We start from the raw sequence: 4,154 nt of genomic DNA, 5'->3' as shown, positions 1-4,154 counted from the left end.
GCTGCGCACCGAGGCGGTGATGACGTCGGCGTCCGCCGGCATCGACGACCTCAGCCACACGGGCGGCAAGACGACGACGACCGTGGCCATGGACTTCGGCCGGATCACCCTCGACGACGACCTGATCCTGTACCTGTTCGGTACGCCGGGGCAGGACCGGTTCTGGTTCATGTGGGACGACCTGGTGCGTGGGGCGATCGGTGCCGTCGTGCTCGTCGACACGCGGCGTTTGGCGGACTGCTTCCCGGCGGTGGACTACTTCGAGAACAGCGGGCTCCCCTTCGTCGTCGCCCTCAACGGGTTCGACGGCCACCAGCCGTATCGGCCGGAGGAGGTGCGCGAGGCGTTGCAGATCGGGCCGGACACCCCGATCATCACGACCGACGCCCGGCACCGCGCCGACGCGAAGAGCGCGCTGATCACCCTCGTGGAACACGCCCTCCTCGCGCGGCTGCGCTGAGCCCGGCGTCCGCTCGGCCCGGCGGTGGCAAGGCTGTGTGGTTGGCCACACCGCCTTGTCACCGCGCCCACAATCCTTCATAACGTTTCGACAGAGAATCGCGGAAAACCGAGCACGGGCGGCGAGCGCGGCACTGCACTCTGCGTACGTTCCTCTCGCCGTTCGCCGATAAAAGCACCTTGTGTCCGCTTTTGTCGATTGAAGGTTCCGTGAATGCGTAGTCGATAGTCGCGTTTTCAAGTGTTTGGAAAGCGCCCCCGGACGTGCTGGAATTCGCTGAACTCAGCAGTAGTCGCGGCACGCCGAGGCCGAGGTGCCGACGCCGAGAGGTTTGGTCGAGTGAGGCGAAGCAAGACGGCGCCCCCGCCGCCGGAGTCGCGGGGCAACTTCACCCCGCGCGGTGCGGCCGGTCCCCCCGGGCCCGCCGAACCGGCCGGGGACAGCGCGAGCGGAGGAGACTCCAGCAAGTTCGCCGTGCGGAACTGGCGTGTGGCCACCCGGCTGAACGCGATCCTGCTCATCCCGGTGGTCGTCGCGCTCATCTTCGGCGGCTTCCGCGTACAGAGCTCCGTCGCGACGCTGGGCGAGGCGCAGGACGCCGAGGCCACCGCCGAGCTGGTCCGGGCCGCCGCGTCCTACGGCCACGCGCTCCTCGACGAGCGGGACCGCACCGCCGCGCCGCTGCTGAAGGGCGACGAGGACGCCCCCGAGGTCCTGGAGGCCCGGGAGGCCACCGACGCGGCCAAGAGCGCGTTCGACGAGGCCGCCGAGAACGCCCCGCGGACACCCAGCCTCGAACGCCGGCTCAACGCCGTCCGCGACGTCGAGTCGCGCCTGGGGCCCCTCCGGGAGGCCGCCTACAGCGACGAACTGGGCGGGGTGGAGACCGAGCTCGGCTACGTCGAGGTGCAGCACCCGCTGATGAACCTCTCCAACGAGCTCGGCCTGGGCACGGGCAACATCACCTCCTACGGCCGGACCGTCTACGCCATCTCCCTCGCCAAGGCCGCCGAGTCCCTCACCCGCTCCATCGGCACCCACCTGCTGGTGGAGCCCGGCCCGGGCGAGGAGGACGAGCAGGCACAACTCCTGGCCTTCTCCTCCTACGCGTACCTGGAGAAGATCGCCCTCACCGAGTACACCAACGCGGGCACCGAGGAGGACGTGCAGCGGCTCCGCTCCGAGCTGGGCGGACTGGAGAGCCAGGCCCAGCGGAACGCCGCCGAGGCCGAGGCGTCGGCCGAGGCGGCCGGGCGCGAGTTCGTCACCCCGCCGCCGTTCGAGGAGATGGTGAACCTCATCGCCTCCGGCACCTCCGTGGAGGAGCTGGCCGAGCGCGGCGTCACCGCGGAGGTCTGGTACCAGGCCACCACGGCCAAGTTCGACGTGTACCGGGGCATCGAACAGGACCTGGCGAACCGGGCCGTGGCCGAGTCGCAGGAGATCGCGGCCGACGCCAAGACCGAGGCCGTCGTCAACTCCGTCATCGTGCTCGTCGCCCTGCTGCTGGCGTTCCTCATCGCCGGCCTGATGGCCCGCTCGATGAGCAAGTCGATGATCCGGCTGCGCACGGCCGCCTTCGACGTCGCCGAGCAGCGGCTCCCGATGCTCGTCGACCAGCTCTCGCGGACCGACCCCGGCCGCGTCGACACCCAGGTCCAGCCGATCGACATCGACACCAAGGACGAGATCGGCGAGGTCGCCCGCGCCTTCGACCAGGTGCACCGCGAGGCGGTCCGGCTGGCGGCCGAGCAGGCCCTCCTCCGCGGGAACGTCAACGCGATCTTCACCAACCTCTCCAGCCGCAACCAGGGTCTCATCGAGCGCCAGCTCGGCCTGATCACCGATCTGGAGAACAACGAGGCCGATCCGGACCAGCTGGAGAGCCTCTTCAAGCTCGACCACCTGGCCACCCGCATGCGCCGCAACGGCGAGAACCTGCTCGTCCTCGCGGGGGAGGAGCCCGGCCGCCGCTGGAACCAGCCCGTCCCGCTCGTGGACGTGCTGCGCGCCGCCTCCTCCGAGGTGGAGCAGTACGAGCGCATCGAGATCACCGGCGTTCCCGAGAGCGAGATCCACGGGTCCGTCGTCACCGACCTCGTGCACCTGCTCGCCGAGTTGCTGGAGAACGCGACGTCGTTCTCCTCGCCGCAGACGAAGGTCAAGGTCACCGCGACCCGGCTGCCGGACGGCCGCGTCATGATCGAGATCCACGACAAGGGCATCGGCCTCACCGCCGAGGACTTCGCGGACATCAACCACAAGCTGGCCAACCCGCCCACGGTCGACGCCGCGATCTCCCAGCGCATGGGCCTGTTCGTGGTCGGACGCCTCGCCGACCGGCACGGCATCCGCGTCCAGCTCCGCCCCTCCGGCGAGCAGGCCGGGACGACGTCGCTGGTGATGCTGCCGGAGGCCATCACGCACGGCGGTGGCGGCGAGGCGCTGATCGAGGAGGACTTCACCGTCTCCCGGATCATGCCGGAGGCGGCCCCCGACGGACCGTCCGCCGTGCCCGCCGCGCCCACCGCCGCCCAGCTCGGCTTCGACGACAGCCGTTACGCCGGCCCGCCCGTCTCCGCGCCGGACGACCTCTCCGCGCTCGACCCGGCGGACCGGCCCCAGCACGCCGACGCGCACCGTTCCGCACCGGAGCGGGAGTCCGACGCGGCGGAGGGCTACGCGGGGCCGCCCGCGGACGGCGGGCAGCCCGGTTACGGGCAGGGCGCCCCCTACGACCAGCGGGCCTACGAGCACGCCGAGGCCCCGGGCCGCGAGTTCGACGCCGGGTACGGCGAGGCGAACCCGTACGACGGGCAGGACGCCTACGGTCCCTACGACCAACAGCAGGCCGGTCAGGACCCGTACCTGCAGGAAGGTTACGGCCAGGACGGCTACGGCGGCGGGGACTACGGCCAGGGCGACTACGCGTCGGGCTATCCGGCCCCGGACGGTGCCGCGCGGCAGAGCTACGACGCCGCCGACCACGGCTCCCGGACCGCGTACGACGAGACCGCGCAGCTGCCGCAGGTCGGCCCCGGAGCACCCGCCTTCGGTGCGGGAGCCTCCGGCGGTCAGGGGGAGCCCTCCGTGTTCGGCGTCCGGCCCGACCCGGCCGGGGCTCCCGCACCGCCCGGGGAGCGCGTAGGCTTCGAACGCCCCCTCGGCTCGACGACCGGCTCCGTCACCGACGCCGGTCTGCCTCGCCGCGAGAAGCGGTCGGCGTCGTCGACCGAGGCGGGCCTGCCGGTGCGGCAGCCGTCGCCCCGGCAGGACGTGCCCGCGCCCGCCGAGGAGCCCGAGCCGTCCGAGTGGCGCTCGTCCAACGACGACCGTTGGGACCGCGCGGAACAGTCGCGTGAGCCCAGGGCCGGTGGCACCACCACCTCCGGCCTGCCGCGAAGGGTGGCGGGGGCGAACCTCATCGAGGGCGCCGCGGACACGACGGACCACGGAGGCCCACAGGTCTCCCGGGCCCCCGAGGACGTCCGGGGCAGGCTGAGTAACCTGCACCGTGGCGTACGCCGAGGACGCGGTTCGAACACCCGGAACCCGCAGACCGATCGACCGGGCTACAACCCCGGCAGCACCTACGAGCAGGAGCGTTAGTGTGAGCCCGATGAGCCAGGCGGCGCAGAACCTCAACTGGTTGATCACTAACTTCGTGGAGAACACCCCCGGGGTCTCTCACACC

The 4,154-nt window shown here is 71.5% G+C and carries 2 protein-coding genes and 1 pseudogene; all 3 read left to right on the top strand.

The features are described 5' to 3' along the window. The first annotated feature begins 1 nt into the window (after position 1). On the top strand, positions 2-460 hold the full coding sequence (locus IF129_RS25860) for a GTP-binding protein (protein WP_224755611.1): 459 nt from the start codon (positions 2-4) through the stop codon (positions 458-460). 339 nt (positions 461-799) lie between these two features. Continuing rightward, positions 800-4,069 carry a sensor histidine kinase gene (locus IF129_RS25855; protein WP_191212265.1) on the top strand — a complete coding sequence of 1,090 codons (3,270 nt, stop codon included), beginning with the start codon at positions 800-802 and terminating at the stop codon, positions 4,067-4,069. Further along, positions 4,023-4,154 (top strand): annotated as a pseudogene (locus IF129_RS27020) (roadblock/LC7 domain-containing protein); the annotation flags it as partial. The gene IF129_RS25855 and the pseudogene IF129_RS27020, both read left to right, overlap by 47 nt.

It is taken from the genome of Streptomyces chumphonensis (assembly GCF_014779715.1).
In the GTDB taxonomy this organism is placed as follows: domain Bacteria; phylum Actinomycetota; class Actinomycetes; order Streptomycetales; family Streptomycetaceae; genus Streptomyces; species Streptomyces chumphonensis.
This window is presented reverse-complemented; position numbering and strand designations above follow the sequence as displayed.